Raw genomic sequence first — 6,002 nt, forward strand, 5'->3', positions numbered from 1 at the left:
TGGCGCGCACCTCCTCTCCGGCACCGACCGTCAGCACCCACTCCTCCGCGCGCTCGTCGAAGCGGGCCGACGTGACGGGAGAGTTGAAACGCAGGTGGGGCCGCAGCCCGTACTTGTCCACGCAGTGGTTGAGGTAGTCGAGGATCTCCGCCTGGGGAGCGAACTGGCGGGTCCACCTGGGATTGGGCTCGAAGGAGAACGAGTACAGGTGGGACGGCACGTCACAGGCGGCACCCGGATAGGTGTTGTCGCGCCAGGTGCCGCCAATGGCCTCGGCCCGCTCGAGGACGGTGAACGAGTCGATGCCCGCCTGCTTGAGGCGGATGGCCAGGCACAGACCGGCGAATCCGGTCCCGATGATGACGATGGAGAGGGGCTTCTGGGTATGCATGCGCATGGTGAGTGGACTGCCCGCGGATCTACCACCCTACTTCCGAGCTGTGTTGAGGGCGCTTCAGCGCGGGCCCGCGGCACCGGCCTTCTGATTTTCAACGCCTGTGCGCGTGCCGTCCCCGTCTCTGGCGGCACGGGCTGCCTGGGCCCTCCCTCCCTTGCCGAGGTGTACGACCCGGACACCGGCACCTGGAGTTCCACCGGCTCGCTGCGCGCCAGAGATGACGATGGCCACGTGGACGCCACTCCGGCCAGCTACTCCTGGGCTGTCGACCTGACACCGCCCGCGGTGCCCGTCAGCCCGCCGCCTTCAGGTGGCACCACGCTCCCAGAGCCCTCACCTCTGGACTCTCGTGGCGGTTTGGGCTGTGCGTCGGGGCCAGGCACTGCCTCCTGGTGGATGGCGGCTCTGGCTTTGCTGGCCGCTGTGCCCAGGCGGAGCCCCCTCACGCAGCCGCGGGCTCGCGCACGAGAGCGGCGAACTTCGTAGACACCCTTTCCGTTCCTCCTCGCAGCCAGACAGAGAGGTTTGGGTTGGTGCCCTTGACACCCCGTACCCGCCTGGATGAGATGCCCGCCATCCTGCAGCGTGCCCGAAGGGGCAGCTCAAGAGTCGCAAACGACTACATCGACCCGGAAGGGGAAGTGAACATGCGCGGAGGGCTGTCCTCATCTCGAGGTTGGAGCCGAAGGGGAGCGGTGCTCCTGCTGCTCGCAGTGCTGAATGCCACCGCCTGTGCGGACAAAGAGAAACCGCCGGAGAACCCGCCGGAAAACCCACCGGAGAATCCGCCGGAGAATCCGCAACCGCCCGTGCCTCCCCTCGTCACGAAGAAATTCACCAACCCCCTGCAGATCTTGATTCCCAGTGGCGGGCGTGTCGAGAACTGCCCCGATCCCACGGTCATCCGCGGCCAGCGGCAGGGGGACACGGCCTGGTACATGTACTGCACGGACGATGCCCTCAACGATCAGGACAAGGACACGGTGACGGGCAACTACAGACGGCACCTGATCTCCATCCACAAGTCCAATGATCTGGTGAACTGGACCTACGTCGGAGACGCGCTCTCCGCGCTGCCGGCCTGGGCAAGGCCTGACACGGGTCTCTGGGCGCCCGAGGTCGCCTTCTTCGGCGATAAGTACTATCTGTACTACTCGGTGGAGAAGACGGAGGCTGGCGGCAGCGCCATCGGCGTGGCCACCAGCACCAGCCCCGCGGGCCCCTGGCTCCAGGCCGACAAGCCCGCCGTGGAGCCCCACGACGCGCCCTGTTGCAGCGGGATCCGCCGGTTGGTGATCGATCCCGAGGTGCTCATCACCGCCGACGGTGCCAAGTATATCTATTACGGGAGCTACTCGGGCGGCATCTCCGTGCGCACGCTCTCGGAGGACGGCCTGACCTCCGATGTGTCCTCGCAGGTGCAGGTCACCATCCCCAACCGCTACGAGGCCCCCAGCATCATCAAGCACGGGGACTACTACTACCTGCTCGGCTCCTCCACCAACTGCTGCAACGGTCCGATCACCGGCTACAGCGTGTTCGCCGGGCGCTCCAAGGATCCGCGGGGGCCCTTCGTGGATCGCGAGGGCGTCCCCCTCACCGCTCACCGCGTGGGCGGCACGCCGGTGCTCGGCCTGAATGGCAACCGCTGGGTGGGCACGGGCCACAACACGCTCACCACGGACCTGCTCGGCCAGGACTGGATCCTCTACCACGCCATTGACAGGACAAGCCCTTACCTGCCCGCGACCGGTACCAACCCGGCGCGCCTCAAGCGCGCGGTGTTGATGGATGCGCTGGACTGGGTGGAGGAGTGGCCGGTGGTGCGCGGCGGCCAGGGCGCCTCGGACACCGAGCAGCCCGTGCCGGTGACCGACGCGGAGAACACCCAGGGCCGCTACACGATGGTGCTGGCGAAGCAGGACGAGCCCGGGGCGCTCATCCCCGCGGCCTCGGACGAGTTCAACGACACGGCTCTCGGCGCTCAGTGGAACTGGGTGCGCCCGCCGCCGTCGACCGATTTCGGGCTGGAGAATGGCTCCTTCCGCTTCAACAACCAGGTGGCCGACCTCCACGAGGACTCCGACAACGCCTCCATCCTCTGGGAGCAGGCCCCCACCGGCGACTACATGGTGGAGACGAAGCTCACGCTGAACCTGCCTCCGGAGGGCTGCTGCCAGAACTACGTCCAGGCGGGCATCGTCATCCACAGCGATGAGGACAACTACGTGAAGCTCGTCCACCTCTCCATCTGGGAGACGCGCCAGGTCGCCTTCGCCAAGGAAGTGGGCCCCGGCATGGGCCCGCGCTACGGCGAGACCGCGGGTGGCCCCGCCGACGGGACCCTGTGGCTGCGGGTCGCCAAGCGCACCGTGGGGCAGGAGGAGCACTTCACCGCGTACTCCAGCCGGGATGGCAGCTACTGGAGCCGCGCGGGGACATGGACGCACAAGCCGGGAACGGGGGCGCGCATTGGACTGGTGTCCCAGTCCGTCCATCCCACCCAGGCCGGAGCTGGCTTCGTCGCCACCTTCGACTATGTCCGCGTCTCCGAGTTGAAGAACTGACCGGAGACACACGAGCCGAGGCCGGGAGTCGCTGAAATCTCAGCGGCTTCCGGCCTGGGTGGTCAGCGATGGTGCTCCTCCAGCCAGGCAACGCCGCACATCACCAGTCGGTGTGCATCGAACAGATAGGACGGAGCTTGCGCGACCCTTCCCGCGCGGCCGCCGCCCTCCGCCAGACAGTGCTCCGCGATGAGCGTGAAGTAATCTCCGCCGGACGCGAGCAACTCGTCAGTCACCGGCTCGCTCGTATCGAACTCCTCGAAGGCGACCCAGCGGCGCTCGCCCTCAACCAACAGAGGCCGTTGGTACCGCTTGATTCGCTTGCCGGGGATGTTCGCCAGGTGCTCCACGTGATGTAACAACGTGATCTTCTCGAGCGGCGCACCAAGCATCAACACCTTGCCGCCACTCTCCGACAGCTTGTGCAACGGAGAGCCCGGGCCATACCCGTATTGCAGTGGGTGGTCCGCGCAGATCCAATCCGCACGCGCACCGATCGCGGCCACGCCGGCATCCGGGTGATCGCTCCGAACCGCACCGGGCCAGGTACGAATCGTCTCCGCGAGAATCCCGTGGTCGCGGCTCGCACGCGCGATGCGCTTGTCGAACGTGGGAATCTCTTCGCGAAGGCTCTCGTTCTCGAAGTCTTCCGGTTCCGCCCCGATCTCCCAATCCATGTACGCGATGACCGTGCCTCTGTCGCCAACCGCCTCGAGCAGCGCCTGAACCACGGTGTTCACGCCGCCGAGCACGCGTCCCAGGCTCCGGATGCCGGCATGAACCATCACGAGATCGCCAGCACACAAACCAAGCTGCCGCAGCTCTCCTATCAAGCGGGTACGGGTCGTGGGGGTCATCGTCGGAGCATAGCCGGAGGGCCCTTTGAGGGGACGGGGACCGCCACGTCCGCTCCCCGACAGCCGTGCGCGGCGCGGTGCAATCTCCATCGCGCCCTGGACCGCGCTCCAGTACCTGACGGGGTGGGAGGGACGCCTCGCGATGATCGTCGGTGGTAAGCTGTCCTGGGACATCGTCCTCAAATACACGGGCCGGCCGGTGCTGATGCACGTGGTGCTCGCCTTCGGCGTCGTCGTCGCCTACCAGTTGCTCGGCGCCTGGTGGTTGGCGGTGCCCGCGCTGCCCGTGACGGTGCTCGCCGCGGCCATCGGCGTGCTGCTCGCCTTCCGCAACAACTCCGCTTACGACCGCTGGTGGGAGGCACGTACGCTCTGGGGCGCGCTGGTGAACATGTCGCGCTCCTTCGCCCGGCAGGTGCTCACCTTCCTGCCCCGCACGGAGGTGACGAGCGCCGAGGAGCCCTCGTTGGTGCAGGCCGCCTCGTCGTCGCTGCTGCGCACCGCGGTGGAGCGGGCGGCGACGGTGCGGGGCATCGCCGAGCTCGTGGCCAGCGATGGCGCCGTGCGGGATCGCTACGGAAAGGCACTCAACAGGGATCACCCCGAGGGGCGGGGGCTGCTGGCCACGCTCGAGACGCAGCAGATGGCGCGCGAGAGCCAGGGCCGGTACGGGGGCCCAGGCCATTCCATCACCGAGGACGAGCGTGAGCTGGTGTACGCCCAGATTGGCTTCGTGAACGCCCTGCGCTGCCACCTGCGCCAGCAGGATCCCTTTCCGGAGATCACCCCCTTCTTCCGCGCCAGCGTGCTGGAGGCGCTGCGCGAGGAGAAGAACGTGCCCTCGGCCATCCTCATCTGGGTGGCCACCCGGCTGCGCCGCATCTACGGCCAGCACCAGGGCCCGGACGACGTGTTCCGTCTGGTGATGTTCGACCGGACCCTCACGGAGCTGACGAACATCCTCGGGGCCTGCGAGCGCATCAAGAACACCCCCATCCCACTCCAGTACGACGTCCTGCCGCGCGCCATGGTGCGCGCCTACCTGGGCATCCTCCCGCTCGGGGTGGTGGCGGACCTGGCCTGGCTCACCCCCTTCGTCACCGCCATCATCGCCTTCCTCTTCATCGCCATGGACTCGGTGGGGCGCGACGTGGAGACGCCCTTCGAGGATGGGGTCAGCGACACACCCATGACGGCGCTCTGCCGCACCATCGAGATCAACCTGCGGCAGATGCTCGGGGAGAGCGAGCTGCCCTCCCCCCTGCAACCGGTGGACGGACTGCTCTATTAGAGGAACAGACGCGCACAGTGTTGAAGGGCAACACCGGCCCCGTGGACCTAGTGGGCTTCGTCCATGCGCCGGGTGATGCGCGCGACGGTCGCGATGAGCGCGGAGGGGTCGATGGGCTTGGCCAGGTGGACGAGAAACCCGGCGCGCAGGGCCCGGGTCCGATCCTCGGACCTCGCGAACGCGGTGAGGGCGAGTGCCGGAAGGGCTCCGCCCCCGTTCTTCCCCAGCGCCCGCACCCGGCGAAGCAATTCGAACCCGTCGGACCCCGGCATCCCGATGTCGCTGATGAGCAGATCCAGCCGCTGCGCTTCGACGACCGCGACAGCCTCCTCGACCGAACCCGCCGTCAGCACTTCCGCCCCGCACTCCTCGAGCAGGCGCGTGACGAGCTCGCGCGCATCCGCGTGGTCGTCGACGACGAGAATTCGCAGCCCGCCAAGCCGCGCGAGGACGACGTCGCGGGCAGCCGTGCTGGAGGTCTTCGGAGGCGGGGATTCGAGTGGGCTCGGCTCCCGATGAACCCCCAGGGGCAGCTGCAGACTCACCGTCGTGCCCTGGTCGACTCCCGGGCTCGTCACGCGGACGGTACCGCCGTGCAGCTCGACGAGGCTCTTCACGATGGAGAGCCCCAGGCCGAGCCCGCCATACTTGCGCGTCGTCGACGCGTCGCCCTGCCGGAAGCGCTCGAACAGGTGCGGGATGAACTTCGGGTCGATGCCGATCCCGGTGTCCGCGACGCTGATCTCGATCTGCGAGTTCACCTGCTCGAGCAGGACCTGGACCTTTCCATCCTTCGGCGTGAACTTGATGGCGTTGGACAGCAGGTTCCAGAGCACCTGCTGCAATCGCCCGGGGTCCCCGGCGATCACCCCGGCGGTCGGGTCGAGAAA

Annotated in this window: 5 protein-coding genes; 2 read left to right on the forward strand and 3 right to left on the reverse strand. The window is 67.6% G+C overall.

Going from position 1 to position 6,002, the window contains the following annotated elements:
- On the reverse strand, nt 1-397 hold a 397-nt coding region (locus tag VF794_RS30775; protein ID WP_331116611.1), incomplete at its 3' end, for an NAD(P)/FAD-dependent oxidoreductase.
- An 809-nt stretch (nt 398-1,206) separates the two neighbouring features.
- Here VF794_RS30775 and VF794_RS30780 point away from each other — a divergent pair.
- Nucleotides 1,207-2,964: a family 43 glycosylhydrolase gene (locus VF794_RS30780; RefSeq protein WP_331116613.1), complete on the forward strand. Its 1,758-nt coding sequence runs from the start codon at nt 1,207-1,209 to the stop codon at nt 2,962-2,964.
- Between the two features lie 62 nt (nt 2,965-3,026).
- Here VF794_RS30780 and aac(3) read toward each other — a convergent pair whose 3' ends face one another.
- Nucleotides 3,027-3,821 (reverse strand): aminoglycoside 3-N-acetyltransferase, encoded by a 795-nt coding sequence (aac(3), locus tag VF794_RS30785; protein ID WP_331116615.1) that lies wholly within the window; start codon nt 3,819-3,821, stop codon nt 3,027-3,029.
- 142 nt (nt 3,822-3,963) lie between these two features.
- Here aac(3) and VF794_RS30790 point away from each other — a divergent pair, with 142 nt between their 5' ends.
- On the forward strand, nt 3,964-5,112 hold the full coding sequence (locus VF794_RS30790) for a bestrophin family protein (RefSeq protein ID WP_331116617.1): 1,149 nt from the start codon (nt 3,964-3,966) through the stop codon (nt 5,110-5,112).
- 47 nt (nt 5,113-5,159) lie between these two features.
- On the opposite strand, the gene VF794_RS30795 is transcribed toward VF794_RS30790, so the two are convergent.
- Nucleotides 5,160-6,002: ATP-binding response regulator (locus VF794_RS30795; RefSeq protein ID WP_331116618.1), on the reverse strand; the 843-nt coding region annotated here is incomplete at its 5' end.

This window comes from Archangium sp., from assembly GCF_036389735.1.
Classification (GTDB): Bacteria; Myxococcota; Myxococcia; order Myxococcales; family Myxococcaceae; genus Archangium.